Origin of the sequence: Verrucosispora sp. FIM060022, from assembly GCF_003977705.1 — a bacterium.
In the GTDB taxonomy this organism is placed as follows: domain Bacteria; phylum Actinomycetota; class Actinomycetes; order Mycobacteriales; family Micromonosporaceae; genus Micromonospora; species Micromonospora gifhornensis.
The window spans coordinates 142,580-160,472 of sequence record NZ_RQIV01000010.1; the positions used below are offsets into that span (position 1 = coordinate 142,580).

Annotated in this window: 14 protein-coding genes; 6 read left to right on the forward strand and 8 right to left on the reverse strand. The window is 71.5% G+C overall.

Annotation, left to right across the window (positions count from 1 at the left end):
- Window positions 1-137: 137 nt before the first annotated feature.
- Window positions 138-2,321 carry a carbohydrate-binding module family 20 domain-containing protein gene (locus tag EG812_RS23890; RefSeq protein ID WP_126712805.1) on the reverse strand — a complete coding sequence of 728 codons (2,184 nt, stop codon included), beginning with the start codon at window positions 2,319-2,321 and terminating at the stop codon, window positions 138-140.
- A gap of 267 nt (window positions 2,322-2,588) precedes the next feature.
- On the opposite strand from EG812_RS23890, the gene EG812_RS23895 reads away from it, so the two are divergent.
- Window positions 2,589-3,518 carry an LLM class F420-dependent oxidoreductase gene (locus tag EG812_RS23895; protein ID WP_126712806.1) on the forward strand — a complete coding sequence of 310 codons (930 nt, stop codon included), beginning with the start codon at window positions 2,589-2,591 and terminating at the stop codon, window positions 3,516-3,518.
- 2 nt (window positions 3,519-3,520) lie between these two features.
- Here EG812_RS23895 and EG812_RS23900 read toward each other — a convergent pair whose 3' ends face one another.
- Window positions 3,521-3,919: a hypothetical protein gene (locus EG812_RS23900; RefSeq protein WP_126712807.1), complete on the reverse strand. Its 399-nt coding sequence runs from the start codon at window positions 3,917-3,919 to the stop codon at window positions 3,521-3,523.
- A 59-nt stretch (window positions 3,920-3,978) separates the two neighbouring features.
- On the opposite strand from EG812_RS23900, the gene EG812_RS23905 reads away from it, so the two are divergent.
- A complete protein-coding gene (locus EG812_RS23905; RefSeq protein ID WP_126712808.1) occupies window positions 3,979-5,214 on the forward strand; it encodes an FAD-binding protein in 1,236 nt (411 codons plus the stop codon).
- Window positions 5,215-5,406: 192 nt separating this feature from the next.
- Here EG812_RS23905 and EG812_RS23910 read toward each other — a convergent pair whose 3' ends face one another.
- From EG812_RS23910 to EG812_RS23925, 4 genes are all read right to left on the reverse strand, one after another.
- Complete coding sequence (locus EG812_RS23910; protein WP_126712809.1) at window positions 5,407-6,546, reverse strand: site-2 protease family protein; 1,140 nt, start codon at window positions 6,544-6,546, stop codon at window positions 5,407-5,409.
- A gap of 79 nt (window positions 6,547-6,625) precedes the next feature.
- The gene (locus EG812_RS23915) at window positions 6,626-7,441 is read right to left on the reverse strand and encodes a hypothetical protein (protein ID WP_013735308.1); all 816 of its coding nucleotides are present in this window, start codon (window positions 7,439-7,441) and stop codon (window positions 6,626-6,628) included.
- Between the two features lie 129 nt (window positions 7,442-7,570).
- Window positions 7,571-8,401: a L,D-transpeptidase gene (locus EG812_RS23920; protein WP_126712810.1), complete on the reverse strand. Its 831-nt coding sequence runs from the start codon at window positions 8,399-8,401 to the stop codon at window positions 7,571-7,573.
- Window positions 8,402-8,633: 232 nt separating this feature from the next.
- On the reverse strand, window positions 8,634-10,082 hold the full coding sequence (locus EG812_RS23925; protein ID WP_126712811.1) for an alpha-amylase: 1,449 nt from the start codon (window positions 10,080-10,082) through the stop codon (window positions 8,634-8,636).
- Window positions 10,083-10,316: 234 nt separating this feature from the next.
- Here EG812_RS23925 and EG812_RS23930 point away from each other — a divergent pair, with 234 nt between their 5' ends.
- The 4 genes from EG812_RS23930 to EG812_RS23945 all read left to right on the forward strand — a co-directional run bounded on the left by EG812_RS23930 (window position 10,317) and on the right by EG812_RS23945 (window position 15,333).
- The gene (locus EG812_RS23930) at window positions 10,317-12,116 is read left to right on the forward strand and encodes a hypothetical protein (protein WP_233197110.1); all 1,800 of its coding nucleotides are present in this window, start codon (window positions 10,317-10,319) and stop codon (window positions 12,114-12,116) included.
- 2 nt (window positions 12,117-12,118) lie between these two features.
- On the forward strand, window positions 12,119-13,579 hold the full coding sequence (locus tag EG812_RS23935) for an NADH-quinone oxidoreductase subunit NuoF family protein (protein WP_043721652.1): 1,461 nt from the start codon (window positions 12,119-12,121) through the stop codon (window positions 13,577-13,579).
- Window positions 13,580-13,661: 82 nt separating this feature from the next.
- Window positions 13,662-14,243, forward strand: coding sequence for a redoxin domain-containing protein (locus tag EG812_RS23940; RefSeq protein ID WP_126712812.1), 582 nt, complete (start codon window positions 13,662-13,664; stop codon window positions 14,241-14,243).
- Window positions 14,244-14,349: 106 nt separating this feature from the next.
- Entirely contained in the window at window positions 14,350-15,333 is a 984-nt protein-coding gene (locus EG812_RS23945; RefSeq protein WP_126712813.1) for a cytochrome c biogenesis CcdA family protein, read from the forward strand.
- On the opposite strand, the gene serS is transcribed toward EG812_RS23945, so the two are convergent.
- Window positions 15,304-16,584: a serine--tRNA ligase gene (gene serS / locus EG812_RS23950; protein ID WP_126712814.1), complete on the reverse strand. Its 1,281-nt coding sequence runs from the start codon at window positions 16,582-16,584 to the stop codon at window positions 15,304-15,306. The two genes, EG812_RS23945 and serS, sit on opposite strands and share 30 nt — an antisense overlap.
- Window positions 16,585-16,705: 121 nt before the next feature.
- A complete protein-coding gene (locus EG812_RS23955; RefSeq protein WP_199743936.1) occupies window positions 16,706-17,878 on the reverse strand; it encodes a DNA polymerase III subunit beta family protein in 1,173 nt (390 codons plus the stop codon).
- Window positions 17,879-17,893 lie beyond the last annotated feature (15 nt).

Genomic DNA, 17,893 nt, shown 5'->3' on the forward strand with positions numbered 1-17,893 from the left:
CGGTAGAGCAAGGGCCCCCTTTTAACACCACGACCGGCGACGACCGGCTGTGTGCCGCAGGGCGCGACGGTTCACCGTGAGACAACGGGGGCGGCCCCTCCCGATCGGGTTCGGGAGGGGCCGCGCGGTGGGTGCGGTCAGCGCCAGGTGTCGGTCAGGGTCACCGAGCCGGACGCGGTGGCGGTGCGGTTGGTGCCCGACTCCCACACCACCTGGCCGGAGTCGGTGCGCTTGACGTACTTGTAGGAGAAGGTGGTGCCAGCCGGCAGGTTCAGCTGCCCGGTCCACACCGGGTACGCCGTCGGCGAGAGTCGTACCCCCTTGGCCGGGTCCCAGCCGCCGAGGGCGGGCAGGTCACCGACGACGTAGATGTTCTGGCCGTACGTGGTGCTCGCGGTGGCCTGGAAGGAGACCGTGGCCTCGCCGGGCGGGTTGGTGGCCGGCTGGTTCCAGGTCACCGTGAAGGTCGTCCCGCCGGTGCCGGTGCGGTTGGGGTCGTTCTCCCACTGCACGCCGTTGCCGACCTTTACCAGCTTCCACTCGAAGGCGGTACCGGCCGGGACGTCGACCGCGCCGCTCCAGGTCGGGTAGCTGCCCGAGGTGGTGGACAGCTTCACCCCGTTGGCCGGGTTCCAGGAGCCGAGCTGCGGGATCGAGCCGACCACGTACACCTCCTGGCCGGGGTTGGTGGTGACGGTGGCGGTGAACCGGGTCGACCCGGCCGGCTGCGTCGGGCTCGCCGTCGGCGTGGGGGAGACGGTCGGGGAAGCGGTGGGGGTGACGGTCGGACTGGCCGTCGGGGTCGGGCCGTCCAGGCGCGCCTCGACGTGCAGGGCGACCGCCTGGTCCGCCGGGATGGCGGCGCTGAAGCTGCCACCGGAGACGGTCACCGCCCCGCCGGGGCAGGCCCCGGTCGACCGGTCGTACGCGCCCCGACCCACGTTGCAGTACCGGCCGTCCGGCAGTGAGGTGCTGAAGCTGCGGCTCCACGTGCTGCCGGTGGCGTTGAAGGCGGCGTACCCCCGGTTGCCCCGGGCGAACGCGAGCCGGCCGTTGCCGTCGGTGACCACCGAGGCGATGCCGGTGCCGGCGACCGCGTTGCGGAAGCCCGGCATGCCGGCCACCCCCGCGTCGCGGTGCTCGCAGATCCAGGCGCTGCTGGTGCAGTCCGTGGCCAGGGTGGTGCCGTTGGAGGCACTCGGCGGGCCCTGCCCGTGCACCGAGCCGAACGCGTAGCTCGACATCAGCTGGGGCCGGCCGTACGGGTGGGCCATCATGAACGTGTCCGCCAGGTAGTAGCGGGCACCGTTCTTGTAGGTGAGCGTCGGAGTCTCCCGCTGGGTGTCGTGGTTGTCGATGAACACCACCGCCTGCTGTCCGGTCAGGCCACCGTAGTGGGGCAGGTTGCCCAGCTGCGCGATGTTGCCGTCGCGGAAGGCCGACGAGACCGACCGCTGGTAGTCGAAGTTGGTCACCCCGCCGTACGGCGCGTACGCGGTGTAGGGGATCGTGCCGTCGCCGTACACCTCGTGGAACAGGTCCGGTCGGCCGCCGAAGCCGGGCACGTCACGCAGCCGGTTGATGATGTCGGCCAGGTGCGACTCCTGCACGTGCTTGGCCGCGTCCACCCGGAACCCGGCCACGCCCAGGTCGATCACCGCGTTCATGTACTTGGCGATCTTCCGCCGTACCTCGGGGTCGGCGGTGTTGAGGTCGGCCAGGTCGAGCAGCTCGCAGTCCTGGACCTCCTGCTTGTTGCCCCAGTTGTTGATCTTCCGGTAGCAGGGCCCGAAGTCGGCGTAGCCGTAGCTGTCGCCGGAACCGTCGTTGAACAGGTTCGGGTAGCTGTACTTGCTGTAGACCGTGCCGGCGCTGCCGGGGCCGCTGTTGGCCGAGCCGGTGCCGCTCATGTGGTTGAGCACCATGTCCACGTAGATCTTCACGCCCTGCGCGCGGCAGCGCTCGACCATGTCGACGAACTGGGCCTTCGATCCGCGCCGGGTGGCGTCCAACCGGTACGACACCGGCTGGTAGTCCTGCCACCACGGGTAGGTGGCGCCCTCGGCGCTGGGCAGCACCACGTGTTCCTGCGGCGGTGAGACCTGCACCCCGCCCCAGCCGTTCGGGCCGAGGTTTGTCTCGCACTCCTCGGCGATGGAGTCCCACCGCCACTGGAACAGGTGGACGATCGCGTCGCCGTTGGCGCGTACCTCGGCTGCGCTGGCCGGGGCGGTGGTGGTGGCGACGACGGTGAGGCTGGCCGCGACAAGTGTCGCGGCCAGGGCCGCGGGTATCGCGGCGCGGGGACGGGGAACTCGCACGGGCCCTCCTCGGGGGACGGTCAGGTAGCGGTGGTGGTAGCCAACGTTTCCTGCAAGTTATGCAAGAACTTGCGATGATGCGTGACCGTAACAGTGACATCGATGCTTGGGAACCTCTGATTCACAAGTCGCCCGTATGAGAACAGGCTCTTGCGGACCGCTGCAATCACTGCAAGGATTTGCGTCCACTTCGTTCGAAACAACCGGTGGCTCACACCGGCGGCACAAGTCGGGGCGGTACGGTCGTGAGCTTTCTATGCTCGACTCATGGAACTGCGGATCTTCACCGAGCCCCAACAGGGCGCGACCTACGACGCCCTGCTCGCCGTGGCCCGTCGCGCCGAGGAGACGGGCTTCGGCGCCTTCTTTCGCTCGGACCACTACCTGAAGATGGGGTCGGTCAGTGGCGACCCCGGCCCCACCGACGCCTGGACGACCCTGGCCGGACTGGCCCGTGACACCCGCTCCATCCGGCTCGGCACGCTGATGACCGCCGCGACGTTCCGGCTGCCCGGCCCGCTGGCCATCACCGTCGCGCAGGTCGACCAGATGAGCGGCGGACGGGTCGAGCTGGGCATCGGCACCGGCTGGTACGACGCCGAGCACAGCGCGTACGGGATTCCGTTCCCGGCGCTGGGGGAGCGGTTCGACCGGCTCGCCGAGCAGTTGGCGATCATCACCGGGATGTGGCGGACCCCGGCGGGGCAGACGTTCGACTACACCGGCCGCCACTACCAGGTCAGCGACTCACCAGCGCTGCCGAAGCCGGTGCAGCGGCCGCACCCGCCGATCCTGCTGGGCGGCATGGGCGCGAAGCGTACGCCGCAACTGGCCGCCCGCTACGCCGACGAGTTCAACCTGCCGTTCGTCTCGATCGCCGACACCGTCACCCAGTTCGAGCGGGTCCGGGCCGCCTGCCAGCGCATCGACCGGGACCCGACCGAGCTGGTCTGGTCCAACGCGCTGGTGCTCTGCTGCGGCAAGGACGACGCCGAGGTGGCCCGACGGGCCGCCGCGATCGGCCGGGAGCCCGACGAGCTGCGCGAGAACGGCGTGGCCGGCACCCCCGCCGAGGTCGTCGACAAGATCGGCCAGTACGCGGCCGTCGGCAGCCAGCGCATCTACCTCCAGGTACTCGACCTGAGCGACCTGGACCACCTGGACCTGGTCGCCGGCGAGGTGATGCGCCAGCTCTGACGTCAGCGGACCGACGAGCGCACCACGGTGTCCAGCCGACCGTCCCGATCACTGTCCAGGTAGGTGACGTCCGGAATCCCGTCACCGTCGAGATCGAACTGCACCACGTCGGCCACCCCGTCGCCGTCGACGTCGGTGACCACCTGCACCGAACCGTCCAGGTGCCGGCTGACGATCGACCGGCCGCCGCCCGCCTGCCGCGGCGGCGGCCCGGGGGTGGGCACCGGCGTCGGCGCCGGTCCAGGCATCGGGTTCGGTTGCGGGCCGGGCTGGCTCGCCACATCCGAGGCGTACGCCCCGGCCGGGCCGCTGGCCGGCTCGACGCCGCTGCCGCCCGGATCGATCTCCTCCTCGGAGGGGTACACGTCGCCACGAGGGGCGGGATCACGGTAGCTGCTCATCGGCGTAGGGTTCCCCGACGGAGCCGGCGGTAACCGCCGCCGCGGAGAAGGGGGTCGCAGTGCCGACGCACCGTAACTGGGCCGGCAACATCCAGTACTCCGCCCGGGCGTACCACCGGCCGACAACGGTGGCGGAGCTGGCGACACTTGTGGCCGGCAGCGACCGGATCCGGGCGGTGGGCAGCGGACACTCCTTCAACCCGCTCGGCGACACCACAGGCGACCTGGTCACCCTGGCCGGGCTCCCGGCCGACGTACGGCTGGACGAGGAACGCCGTACCGTCGACGTCCCGGCCGCCATGCGCTACGGCGACCTGGCGAGCTGGCTGCACGAGCGGGGGTACGGCCTGGCCAACCTGGCCTCCCTGCCGCACATCTCGGTGGCCGGCGCGATCGCCACCGGCACCCACGGCTCCGGCGAACGCAACGGCAACCTGGCCACCGCCGTCGCCGGTCTGGAACTGGTCACCGCCACCGGCGAGCTGCGCACCGTGCACCGCGACAGCGACGACTTCGCCGCGATGGTGGTCTCCCTCGGGGCGCTGGGCATCGTCACCCGGGTCACCCTGGACGTGCTGCCCACCTTCGACCTGCGCCAGTACGTCCACCTCGACCTGCCCCGCGCGGCACTGGACGAGGCGCTCGGGTCCGCGTACAGCGTCAGTGTCTTCACCGACTGGCGCTCGACGCGCGGCACCCAGGTCTGGCGCAAACAGCTCGCGGACGCGCCCGCGCCCCCGGCGGGCTGGCTCGGCACCACGGCGGCCGACGGGCCCTGGCATCCGGTGCCCGGCATGCCGACGGCCAACTGCACCGAACAGCTCGGCGTGCCCGGGCCGTGGCACGAGCGGCTGCCGCACTTCCGGCTCGGTTTCACCCCGAGCAGCGGCGACGAACTGCAATCCGAGTACCACCTGCCCCGCGCCGACGCGGCCGACGCGCTTGCCGCCCTGGACGAGGTGGCACCCCTGATCGCCCCGGTGCTGCAGATCAGCGAACTGCGGACCATCGCCGCCGACGACCTCTGGCTCAGCCCGCAGTACCACCGCGACAGCCTCGCGATCCACTTCACCTGGATCGCCGACACGACACGGGTGCTGCCGGTGGTCGCCGAGGTGGAACAGGCCCTGGCCCCCTTCGCACCCCGCCCACACTGGGGCAAGGTCTTCACCACCGCCCCCGAAGCGATCGCCGCCACCTACCCCCGCTGGTCCGACTTCGCCACCCTCCTGCACCACCTCGACCCCACCGCCAAGTTCCACACCCCCGCCCTAAACCCCCTCTTCCCCCGCTGACCCCCCACCCCCACCCCACCCGCGTCCCGCCCGTCCCACCCGCGTCCCACCCGCGTCCCGCCCGCCCACCCGCCCGCCCCGTCCGCGTCGATCTTGCACTTTGGGTCGCCGATACATCCCTTTCCGCGGCAATTGCACCGACAAGAAGTGCAAGATCGCGGGGTGCTGCGGTGCTGAGGGTGGGGGTGGGGGTTAGGGGCCGGTGGTGGTCTGGGTGCGGAGGTGGCCGCGTTGGACGGCGCGGCTGATGTCGCTGGGGGAGACGATGCCGACCAGGTTGCCGTTGGCGACTACCAGGGCTCGGCCGTCGGCGCATTCGCTGAGGCGGGGCAGCAGGTCGGTGAGCTGCTCGTCGGGGGAGGCGAGCACCAGGTCGTCGGCCCGGCAGGCCACCGCCTCCAGGGTGGTGCTGCTGCGCTGCTCGCTCGGCACGCCGCGCACCCGGTCGAGGGTGACCAGGCCGACCGGCCGTCCGTCCTCGGTCAGCGGCAGCGCCGTGTGCCGGTACGCGAACAGGTAGTTGTCGACGAAGTCGGCCACGGTCAGCTCACCCGAGGCGGTCTGCGGCTGCGGGGTCATCACCTCGCCGACCCGTATCCCACGCAGTGCGCTGCCCATCCGGGCCTGCCGTTCCTCCATGCTGGCCGCGCCGATCAGGAACCAGCCGATCAGCGCCAACCAGAGCCCACCGAAACCGGCACCGCTGAGGAACCGCCACAACCCCAGCCCGATCAGCACCACACCGAGCACCCAACCCGCCCGAGCCGCCACCACCGACGCCCGGGTCCGGTCCCCGGTGGCCTTCCACACCGCCGCGCGCAGCAGCCGCCCGCCGTCCAGCGGCGCCGCCGGCAGGACGTTGAACAGGGCCAGCAGCAGGTTGATGCCGGCCAGCCAGGCCATCACACCCAGCAGCAGCCCGTGCACCCCGGCCACCCCGAGAACCATCGCGATCACCCCGAAGAACGCCCCGATGATCAGGCTGACCAGCGGTCCGACGCCCGCGATGCGCAACTCCGCGCCCGGCGTACGGGCCTCGCCCCGTAGTTCGGCGACCCCACCGAAGAGCCACAGCGTGATCCCCTGTACGCCCAGCCCGTTGCGCTTGGCCACCACCGCGTGGGACACCTCGTGGGCGAGCAGACCCAGGAAGAAGACCACCGCCGCGGCCAGACCCGCGAAGACGTACGCGACGACCGACCGATTCGGGTACGACACCGGGAACAGGTTCGCCGACAACCCCCACCAGATCAGCGCGAAGATGACCAGGACACTCCAGTTCACGCCGACCGGTACGCCCGCGATCCGACCGAGCCCGAAACTCGCCCTCATGCCTGGGTGATACCCCCGCAGGCCAAACCCATGCCCAGGTCGGAAACGTCGCCGCCTGCCGCAGGTGGTCGCGCCGGCCTCAGATGGCGGTGGTGATCGAACCGATCTGGTGCCAGAGCAGTGCAGCGACCAGGCTGGCCAGCAGGGACGTGGCGGCGAAGATCGGCCACGACGTCGGGGCCCGACGGTACGCGAGCAGCACGGTCGTCCCGATCATCGCGAGCAGGACGCTGGCCGTGGCGGACAGCACCCGGCCCAGGAAGAACGCGTCCAGGGCATGCCAGGCGCGGAAGATCATCAGGAACTCCAGGCCCTGACCGGCAAGGAGCCCCAGTGCCGCACCGGCGGCCACCGACGCCGCGATGCGTGTCCCCCGTCGGACTAGCGCACCCAGCCCGCCCAGCAGGACACCGGCGACGACCGAGGCGGTGAGCCAGAACGCGGTGGCCCGCCCGACCGAGGCCAGACCGTTCAGGGCGGAAGAACTGCCGTCCTCGAGAGTGCCGAGACGCCAACGGCGGCCGTGGGCGACGATCAGTCCGTAGTAGACGACCGTCGCCGTCACCAGGACGACGCTGGCGCTGATCGGCGCCACTGCCCGACTGATCGGCGCCACTGCCCCGCTGGTGGTCAGGTAGCCGGCCAGCAGGGCTGCGCCACCCCAGGCGAAGCCGGTACTGGTGAGAGTCAGCACGACCATCCCGGCGATGCCGGGTAGTTCGTCACCGACGAAGGCGAACAGGCCCAGGCCCGCTCCGACCAGCAGCAACGGCGTCCAGGACAGACCTCGGTACGCGGTGACAGCTCGCAGCGCGGCGGCGCGAGTCCGGCGCAACCCGACCTCACCGTCGCCGGAGCGGGTGATCGGGCGAGGTGCGGGACGCGCGGTGGTCATCGGTGATCCCCACTGCCCGGCCGCCGTCGGTCAGCGATGCGGGTCTTCATGTCGGGCGAGCATGCCACGACCGGTCAGGTTGCGCGTACCCGAAATGCCGGCGGTCAGGCCGGGACCGTTCGGCGGCGGTCAGGCGGTCGGCGGTGGGGTGGGTAGCGTGTCGACGACGGTCACCGGGCTGCCCGGGGGGACCTCCTTGAGCAGCAGTCGCTGCCCGGAGGGGGTCAGTCGGATGCAGCCGTTGGTGGTCTGCCGGCCCAGTTCCCCGTCGTGGTACCAGGTGTGGATGCCGATGTGCGCGCCGCGCAGACCGGCCGGTACGGATTCCGGGTCGTCGGGCACCGAGCCGAGGGCGTAGATGTCGACGCCACCGTAGACCGACTCCGGCGGTGGCGTACGCCCCAGCACGAAGGTGCGGCCCAGCGGGGTCTCCTGGCCGCGCTGGCCCAGGCTGACCCGCCAACTGCGCTTCGCGACGCCGTCGCGGTACCAGGTGAGCCGGTACGGCACCCGCTCGACGACGATCTGGTCCCGCAGCTCGACCGTGTCGAAGCCACCGGGTGGCAGCCAGGCCAGCTTGCGGTTGGCCGACGGCAGCAGCACCGCCGTCCAGCCGGCCTCGCGGCGCGCCACCGGGACGGTCAGATCCACCCCGCTGATGGTGGGCATGAGGAAGGCGATCGGCCGCCCACCGGGCCCGTCGTAGGCGGCGAGACGGCGCTGCGGGCGTACGCCCTCGGTGAGCGGCGTGGTGTCCAGCGCGTCCGGGTCGTCGGGGAAGCCGACGGGTGCCGGGTCGTAGTCGATCTCCGGCAGGTCATCCGGAGCAGGCGCGGCCGGCGCGACCGTCTCGGCGCTCTCCGTCGGCACCGGCACCTGATCGCTCGGCCGGGCCACCGGTGCCGGCCCGGCCGACGGCGTCAGCGCCCAACCGGCGTACGCCGACCCACCCACCAGCACCGCAACACCCACCGCCGCGACGACCCCCCGCCGCCCTCGTCCAAACCGACCAAAAGCCACAACTCACCCTAACCTCCCCACCCGCCCCACCACCCCCAAACCCACCCTCTCCCCACCCGCCCTGAACCGTGTTGATCAAGAGGTTTGCGTCGGGATCGAGCCGATTCCTGACGCAAACCTCTTGATCAACGAAGCGGGAGCGTGGACAGGGGGTGGGGAGGAGGGTGGGGCGTTAGGGGAGGCGGGCGGAGAGGTGGATGGCTATGGCGTCGTGGGCGGGGACGTTGGCGGTGAACCAGCCGTTGGTGTCGACCGTGATGACCGGGCCGGAGCAGGTGCCGGCCGAGAAGGTGCCGTGGATGACGTCGCAGTAGCGGCCGGCGGGTAGGCCGGTGTAGTAGGAGCGGCCGTTGACGGCGAAGTCCTCGTCGTTGATGGTGATGAAACCCTTGCCGGTACGGCTGAACGCGATGTGCTGGTAGCCGTTGTCGTACCAGTTGCTGACGCCGGTGCCCTCGGTGGCGTTGCGGAAGCCGACCATGTTCGCGATGACCGGCCAGCGGTGCTCGCACTCCCAGCCGGAGTAGCAGACCGTGTTGCGGGTCTTGTTGCTGCTGTCCGAGGGTGGGCCCGCGTCACGGCTGCTGTAGGTGTAGCTGGACATCACCGTCGGCGAGCCGTACGGCCAGGCCAGCATGAAGGCGTTGGCCAGCGCGTAGATGCCCCGGTCGCGGTAGGTGAGCACCCCGCCGTCGTCGCGTTGGGTGTCGTGGTTGTCGATGAAGACCGAGGAGACCCCGCTGGGCAGGTGACCCCAGCCCTCACCGAAGTTGCGCAGGTACGCCAACCGCTCGGAACGGAACACCCGGGCGAGGTCCTTGCCGTAGCGGAACTCGTGCACGTCGCCGTTGCCGGTGTACTCCTCCGGCCGGATGGGCTCGCCGGCACCGTAGATGACCTCCTGCACGATGTACGGGCGGCGGTTCAGTCGACTGAGGATGTTGGCGATGTCGGCGGCGGGCATGTGTTTGCTGGCGTCCAACCGGAAGCCGTCCACCCCGAGCGACAGCAGGTCGTTGAGGTACGCGGCCAGCCGCGAGCGAACGTAGTCCGAGCCGGTCTTCAGGTCGGCCAGGTTGACCAGCTCGCAGTTCTGCACCTCGTACCGGTCGTTGTAGTTGACGATGTCGTTGTTGCCGTTACGGCCGCAGTAGTTGAAGTCCTGCGCCTGGTAGATGCCGGGGTAGACGTGGTGCTGGTACGACGACCCGGCCCAGCCGGTGCCGCCGTTCGTCTGACCGGACATGTGGTTGATGACGGCGTCGACGATCACCTTGACGCCGGCCGCCTGGCAGGTGGCGACCATGGACCGGAACTGGTCGCGGGTGCCCTTGCGGGATTCGATCCGGTAGCTGACCGGCTGGTACGCCACCCACCACTGGTTGCCGCGGACGTGTTCCTGCGGGGGCGAGACCTGGACGTAGCCGTAGCCCTTCGGGCCGAGGGTGCTGGTGCACTCGCTGGCCACCGAGGGCCAGTTCCACTCGAACAGGTTGGCGATGACCTTCTTGCCGCCGGTCGGGGCGGCGACGGCCGGGGGTGCCGTCACGACGGTGGGGGCGAGCAGGGTGGTGATCGTGCCGAGGGCCACGATCGCCGTACGGAGTCGACGTCGGTGCATCGGAAGCTCCTGGGGGAGTGAGGGCTGCCTGACTCTTGCATCGATGCTGAAAAATTTCAGCAAGGTTACAAGCTGATTTCATCGACTGTCAACGTATGGATGTGCGTCAGTGGCCGGATCGGGTCTACACGCGCCGGGCGGGGGGACGGTTCGACAAGTCGTGGAGATTTTTTCGGCGCGGGCTGATCCGTCCGGCATCCGACTGCGTACTGGAGTGGGGAACAGGGTCGGCCGGTGGTACGCCGCCGCGAGACGATCGAGGAGCACATGGCCCGGGCTATGCAGAACGAGACGACGCCTGCCGTCCGTACCAGCAGCAGCAGTAGAGGCGTCCAGGTGGCCTCCCGCGGCCAGATCCTGGCGCTGTCCGCGTCCGGGCTCGCCGCGGTGTGGGCGCTGGTCATGCTCACCGGCGCCGGCCAGAAGGCGTACGCGATGGGCTTCTTCTTCACTGAGTTCTTCGCCGGCGTGATCGCCCTGGTCGCGCTGAGCCTCACCGTGATGATGGGGCTGCTCTCCACCGACCGGCTGGTGCTGCTCATCCGGCACCGGGTCCTGTTGCAGTCCGCGCACCGGGCCACCGGCATCCTCGGGGTGGCGGGTCTGGGCTTCCACGTGATTACCAAGATCACCACCGGGCGGGCCGGGATGACGGACGCGGCCGTGCCGTTCGTCGGTGGGCGGGGCCTCTACGTCGGGCTCGGCACCATTGCCGCGCTGCTCATGGTGAGCGTGCTGTGGACGGGGATCATTCGGGCCCGGTTCGCCGACATCGGTCCGAAGTGGGTGTGGCGGGCGCTGCACTCCCTGGCGTACCTCTCCTGGCCGTTCGGCATCTTCCACGGCCTCGGTGCCGGCCGCCCGCCGGCCACCTGGGTCAGCCTGAGCTACGGGCTCTGCGTGGTGCTTGTCGTGATGGCGCTGTTGGTCCGCCTCTCGGTCACCCTTCAGCGGCGCAGTCGCGAACGGCACCAGGCCGCCGCCCTCAACGAGGCGATGACCGGCAAGGGCAGTGACGAGACCCGACCGAAGACCCTGCTCGGCAGCCTGACCAAGCGGGCCGGCGAGGGCGAGCGGACCCGCCGCGACACCAGTTGGGCGGAGAGCACCTCCGGCACCTGGGCCAGCCCCACCATCCGCCGCAACGACCCGGAACGCTTCACCGTGCCGGTGGTCCCGGAGCCGGGCACGCTGCGCGGACCGGTCCGCCCCGGACGCCGGGACGAGGAGTTGGAGCCGGTCGCCCGGCGTACGTCGTGGCGCGACGAGGAGGACCTGGAGCGCGCGGTACGACGGGAGACCGAGTTGCTCGAACCGGTGGCCCGTCGGCGGCGCGACGAGGAGCCGGTCGGGCGGCGTGGCTCCCGCCACGAGGAGGAACTGGAGCCGGCACCGCGCCGTTCCCGGATCGACGACGACGCGGAACCGCGTCGTTCCCGACGGGACGAGGAATCGAGCCGGCGTCGCGTCGACCGGCGGGAAGAGGAGTACGAGCCGGTGGCACGCCGCGCCACCCGACGCCGCGACGAGGAACCGGTGGCCGACGTCGACCGTGAGCCGGGCGGCCGGCGCTACCGCGACGACGAGGTGTACGGCCGCTCGCGGCGGTCCCGGTCCGACCTGGACGCCGGCACCCGTTACTCGGCACCCCCGCAGGGCATCGTCGACGAGCCGGAGGAACCCTGGGACAGCCCGCGCCGCTGGGAGTCCACCGCGCCGATCTCCGGCTCGCCGATCTCGGGCTCGCCGATCTCCGGTTCACCGATCTCGGGCTCGCCGATCTCGGCCGCGCCGCGCAGTGGTGGCGGTCGGCACAGCGCCGACGACGACGGCCCGGAGGCGGAGACCGACTACTGGCGTCCCCCGGCCCGGTACGCCCCGGACGACGTCGCCGACGACGACACCCCGACCCTTGTCGACCTGGCCGCCCGGCGGGCTCAGCGGGCGGCCGCGGACAGCCGGCGTCGCCGCCGGGCCGACCCGGACTCGGTCGACGGGGCCTACTGGGCCGGCCTGCGAGGTGAAGCCAAGTGACGATGCGTACCACCGTGCCACCGGTCGCCTGCGTGGGTGAGCCACGGATCACCGCCGGGTTCGCCGAGTTCGGTCGCCTCGACCTGCGGGCGCACGAGATGGTGCACGGCCCGATCAGCCCGATGGAACCGTCCAGCCTGCTGCGACTGGCCGAAGGCATCCAGCTCAAGGGCAAGGGCGGTGCCGGGTTCCCGTTCGCCCGGAAGCTGCGCGCGGTGCTGGAGTCCTGCGAACGCCAAGACCTGCCCCCGGTGGTGGTGGTCAACGCCACCGAGGGTGAGCCGGCCAGCTGGAAGGACAAGGTCATCCTGACCCGGGCACCGCACCTGATCCTCGACGGTGCCGCCCTGGCCGCGTTCGCCCTCGACGCCGAGGAGATCGTGCTCTGCGTGGCCGACGACCTGATCGGCCGGGACTCCCTGATGGAGGCGCTGGAGGAGCGCCGGATGCCGGTACCGACAAGCGTGGTCACGGTGCCGCACCGCTTCATCAGCGGCGAGGGTGGCGCACTTGTCAACGGGATCAACGGCCTGCCGCACATCCCGCCCGGTACGAAGAAGCGGTCCAGCGACTCGGGTGTCAACAACCTGCCCACCCTGCTGTCCAACGCCGAGACGTACTCGCAGATGGCGATCGCCGCCCGGCTCGGCCCGTACGAGTACGCGGCGCTCGGCACCGACGACGAACCCGGCACCGTGCTGCTCAGCATCACCGGCGCGGCCAAACGCCACGCCGTGGTGGAGTGCGCCGCCGGCACCCCGCTGCGGGAGATCCTCGAACTCTGCGAGGTGCCCGAGGGGCCGGGCATCCTGATGGGCGGCTACCACGGCAAGTGGATCACCTGGGAGGCGGCGAACAAGGCCGAGGTCTCCCGCAAGGGGCTCGCCGCGGTCGGCGGCACCCTCGGCGCCGGCATCATCGTCCCGCTCGCCAACGACACCTGCCCGCTCGGCGAGGCCGCCCAAGTGGTGCGGTACCTGGCCGGTGAGTCCGCCGGGCAGTGCGGCCCGTGCAAGCGCGGCCTGCCGGACCTGGCCCGCGCCGTCGACCTTGCGGTCTCCGGCAGCGCCCCGGTGGAGGTCGTGCGCGCGGCAGCCGGCGACGTCAAGGGACGCGGCGCGTGCAGCCACCCCGACGGTACGTCCCGATTCGCGCTGTCCGCGATGGAGGTCTTCGCCGAGGACCTGAAGAAGCACACCACCGGCGAGGGCTGCGGTCGACGGGTCAAGGGTGTGATGGGCCTGCCCGGTGCGCCCGACCCGGATCCGCAGAAGCTGGTCCTGGACTGGTCCCGGTGCGACGGTCACGGGCTCTGCGCGCACGTGGTGCCGGACTTCATCCGGCTCGACCAGAACGGATACCCCGCCTTCCCGCCCACCCCCGTACCGACCTGGCTGCGGGAGGGCGCGTCGAAGGCGGTCAAGGTCTGCCCGGAGCTGGCACTACGACTGACCAAGGCCTGACGGGCCGCTCCGGGCCGCCCGGCAGGTCCCGACCTCGGCGGACCGCCTCGGCCTGCCATGTGATCCGACGAAGGAGGCGCGGATGGGGACGGCACGAACGACCGGACGACTCGCCGCCGCCCTGCTGGCCGTCGTCCTGACCGGGGCCGGCTGCGGTGCGGAGGCGGACACCCCGCCCGCCTCGACCTCCGCCGACAGCGAGGCCACTCCCGCGGGCGGCGCCGTCTCCCCGGGGGGCGCGCCCACCGGCCCGGTCACGGTGCCGGACACCCTCCGGTTCACCGGCAAGACCCTCGACGGTACGGCCTTCGACGCCGCCGGTCTGGCCGGTCGTCCGGTCGTGCTCTGGTTCTGGGCGCCGTGGTGCGCCGCCTGCGCGAGCCAGGCGTGGACGGTGGCCGAGATCGCCCCCGGCTTCCGCGACACCGTGCCGATCATCGGCGTCGCCGGCCTCGGCGAACACCAGGCGATGGCCGACTTCGTCACCGAGTTCGAGTTGGCGCCGGTGACGCAACTCGACGACCGTGCGGGGGCGATCTGGCGGCGCTTCGAGGTCACCGAGCAGAGCACCTTCGTGATCATCGATCGGGACGGTCGGGTGGTGCACCAGGGCTGGCTGGACGGGGAGGACCTCACCCGCCGGGTCACCGCGCTGGCCGCCTGATGCCGGGGATGTACCGGCGCTGCCCGCCGTGGCCGGGGGCGTACCGGCGCTGCCCGCTGTGGCCGGGGGCGCAACAGCGCTGGCCGCTGCGACCGGGAGGTGGTTGATGGAGGCCACCCTGCTGCTCGCGTTGACCGCGGGGATGCTCGGCGCGGTCAACCCGTGCGGCTTCGCGATGCTGCCGGCGTACCTGTCGCTGTTGGTCGCCGGAGCCACCGACACCCGTGGTGCGGTACGGCGGGCGCTCACCGCCGCCGCCGCGCTCACCGTCGGGTACGTCGTGGTGTTCGGTGCCTTCGGCCTGGCACTGGCCCCGGTCGCCGGCTGGCTGCGCCCCCGGCTGCCCTGGTTCACCGTCGGGCTCGGACTGCTGCTGGTGCTGCTCGGCTGCTGGCTGCTCGCCGGCCGGCGACTGCCCACCCTGCGCCCGTTGGCCCGGGCACCCCGACTGACCCGTTCATGGCCGTCGATGGTGCTGTTCGGGATGGCGTACGCGGTCGCCTCGCTGGGCTGCGCCATCGCACCGTTCCTGGCGATCGTGGTGACCAGCCTGCGGGCCGGTACGCTGCCGCGCGGGCTGGCGCTGTTCGGCGCGTACGCCCTCGGGATGGGGTTGGTGGTGGCGGTGGCCGCCCTCGGCGTGGCCCTGCTGCGCGGGGAGGTGGTGGCCCGGCTGCGCAATGCCGGCGCGTGGGTGCCCCGGCTCAGCGGCCTGGTGCTGCTGCTCGCCGGCGGCTACGTCGCCTGGTACGGCTGGTACGAGGCCCGCCTGTTCGCCGGCCACCGAGCCGCCCTCACCGACCCCGTCATCCTCACCGCGGCCCGTGTCCAACGCTGGCTGGCTGCCACCCTCGACACCGCCGGCCCCACCACCCTGGCCCTCCTCCTAACCACCCTCACCGCCCTCACCCTCCTCACCCGCCCTCGCCACCCCCACCCCCCTGACCTCCGCGATCTTGCACCTTCTGCCTCGACAAAAGTGGCAAATGCGGACGTTTCAGCGACCACAAGTGCAAGATCGACGCAGAGATCGAGGCGGGGCGAGGGGGAGGGGGAGGGGTTAGCGGGGGGTCAGGCGGTCGGTGCCTAGGCGGGGGCGGAGGACCTCGGGGACCAGGACTGAGCCGTCGGGCTGCTGGAACTGCTCCAGGATGGCCGGGAGAAGTCGACTGGTGGCCAGTGCCGAGCCGTTGAGGGTGTGGACGAAGCGGGTCTGCTTGCCGCCCGGCTCCCGGTAGCGGATCGCCGCCCGGCGGGCCTGGTAGTCACCGCCCCAGGAGACCGACGAGACCTCCTTGTACTTGCCGGTGCTCGGCATCCAGACCTCGATGTCGAGGGTCTTGCGCATCGAGGCGCTGGAGTCACCGGCGGCCAGCAGGCTGCGCTGGTAGTGCAAGCCGAGCCCCTCGACCAGGCTCTCCGCGTGGGTGACCATCTGCTCCAGCGCGGCGTCGGCCTGCTCGGGCAGGGTGAACTGGAAAATCTCCACCTTGTTGAACTGGTGGCCGCGGACCGTCCCGCGCTCGTCCGAGTGCGACCCGGCCGCCTCGCGGCGGTAGCAGGGGGTGTACGCGAACACCTTCAGCGGCAGCGACGCGGTGTCCAGGATCTCGTCCTGGTACGCCCCGAGGATCGCCGTCTCCGCGGTGGGCAGCAGGAACTGGCCGCGCGGGGCGGACTGCTTGTCCAAGTGGTAGACGTCGTCGTAGAACTTGGGGAACTGGCCGGCGGCGAAACCGGCGGTGTCCAGCAGCAGGTGCGGCGGGAGCAGGAACTCGTACCCGGCCTCGATGTTCCGCTCGATCAGCCAGTTGATCAGCGCCCACTCCAGCCGGGCGCCCAGCCCGGTGTACATCCAGAAGCCCGAGCCGCCCAGCTTGACGCCCCGCTCGTGGTCGACAAGCGCCAGCATCCGGCTCAACTCGACGTGGTCGCGGATCTTCTCGATGGCCGGTGGGGCACCGAAGGTCTTGACCACCCGGTTGGCTTCCTTGCCGCCGGGCAGCACGTCGTCGGCGGGCAGGTTGGGCAGCTCGCTCATCACGGTACGCAGCCGGGACTGCACCTGGTCGAGCTCGGCCTCCAACTCGGCGACCTGCTTGCGGCCGGTCTCGTCGGTCACCTGCGGCTCGACACCGGCCCGCTTGGCCTGCGCGTACGCCCGGGCCTCGGCCTTGCGACGCTGCCGCTCCCCGTCGATCTCGGTGATCAGCCGGCGGCGTTCCCGGTCGAGGTGCTGGATCTCGTCAAGCGCCCGGTCGACCTCGGCGGCATCGAGCCGCTTGGCCAGCGCGGTCGCCACCGCGTCGCGATCCTTACGGATCAACTCCATGTCGAGCATGCTGCTCCGTACCTTCAGGTCAGGCTGACCCGGTGATGCTACCGCCGTACGCGGATCGCCCTGCCCCCCGCACCCGACCGTCCACCTTCCGCAGCGGCTCGGCCGCAGAGTCGGCTCGGCATCAGAGTCGGCTCGGCATCAGGATGGAGAAGGCGCCCTCGTCGTCCGGGCGGCGGATGGTCAACGGCGTGAGCGGGCTGTCCAGTTCCAGCGTCAGATGCCGGCCGCCCGCCGCGTCCAGCGCGTCGAGCAGGTACTCGCCGTTGACTCCGACCCGCAACTCGGTGCCGTCCTCGCCGGCCCGGTCAGCACCGGCGGCCAGGCCGGGACGATCCGGATCGGGCAGGTCGTCGGGATCGGGCAGGTCGTCGGGGCCGAGCAGGCGGAGCCGGTCCGGCAGGCCGAGACCGAGCACCGTCACCGGCAACGACCGGCCGGCGTACTCCCGTACGACCGTGGGCCCACCGGCCCGCAACGCGGTGACCAGCCACTCGGCGTCGACCGGTACCCGTCGGGTCGGCCCGGCGGCACCGGAGCGTGGCAGCAGCGCGTGGTAGTCCGGGAAGTCGTACGGCAGCGCGGTGGCCCGCAGTTCATGCCCGGCCACGTCGGCGACCAGCGACGAGCCGGACACGGTCAACTCGACCACAGCCCGATCAGCGCCAGCGCCAGCGCCAGCGCCAGCGCCAGCGGATGCGGATGCGGATGCGTCGAGCAGGTGGCGCAGGGCGTCGACCGTGTCCAGCGGCAGCAGGGTGCGCACCGCCGGGCCGTGCACCGTCGCCTCGGCCGTCGCCACCGCCAGCCGGTGCCGGTCGGTCGCCACCAGTTCCAGGCCCGAGTCGGTCACGTCGAACAGCACACCGGTCAACGCCGGCACCGTCGGGTCGGTGCCGACGGCGAACCGTACGGCGTCCACGGCGGCGGCCAGCGCGGCACCGGTCAGGGTGAGTCGGGTGATCCCGGGCTGGTCGGCCGGTAGCAGCGACCGCAGCCGGGACACCTCGCGACGCGCGTCGGCCAGCCCCTGCTCCAGCCGCCGCAGGTGCGTGTCGAGCAGCCGGTGCACCAGCGCCGGTTCGGCGCGTACCGCCTGGGCGATCTCGGCCACCGGCATGCCGACGCGGCGTAGCCCGGCCACCAGCCGCGCCGGCGCCACCTGGTCGTCGGTGTAGCGGCGGTAACCGGTGACCGGGTCGACCCAGGCGGGCACCAGCACCCCGGCGGCGTCGTAGAACCGCAGGGCGCTCACCGTGAGCCCGCTGGCCCGGGCCAGCTCACCGATGCTGCGCAGGTCACTGTCCACGCC